At 44.7% G+C, this 436-nt stretch carries 1 protein-coding gene and 1 pseudogene; both read right to left on the bottom strand.

Annotation, left to right across the window (positions count from 1 at the left end):
• Positions 1 to 272: pseudogene (locus G4V62_RS19270) on the bottom strand (IS5/IS1182 family transposase); the annotation flags it as partial.
• On the bottom strand, positions 235 to 436 hold a 202-nt coding region (locus G4V62_RS19275), incomplete at its 5' end, for a transposase (RefSeq protein WP_165205253.1). The gene G4V62_RS19275 and the pseudogene G4V62_RS19270, both read right to left, overlap by 38 nt.

A 436-nucleotide genomic window follows, 5' to 3' on the forward strand; every position in this document is an offset into this window, starting at 1 on the left:
TTCCCGTCACTGTTTTTCTTAATCCCCCATTTTGGTTCGATGGGCGCTTCTTTAAACAACGTTTCCACTGACTCAGACCGCTGATGAACAATCTCTTTTTCATAAATAGGGCGTGCATCATCTTCGGCTTGTTTTTCTTTCAGCCATTGTTCATACTCAGCTTTCGGTTTGCGACCACGCTTTTTCTTCGCTGGCTTTTCTTTCTTCTCTGAGGCTTGCGCTCGATCCCTTGCCTCAAAAATGCGTCGCATCAATGGCAATGTTTTCTTCACTGATATGTCCTTCGTCGATGGCAAGCAGAACCAGTTCATCATGGATCTGTTCCATCACATCAGATTCGCTGATCACACTAAGCATGCGCGAATAGGAAGCCTCGGATGGAATTTGATCAGAGTGAAGAAACCCACAGTCATATCGAAAGATAGGATCACGTTTT

This window comes from Litoribacterium kuwaitense (assembly GCF_011058155.1).
Taxonomy (GTDB): domain Bacteria; phylum Bacillota; class Bacilli; order Bacillales; family DSM-28697; genus Litoribacterium; species Litoribacterium kuwaitense.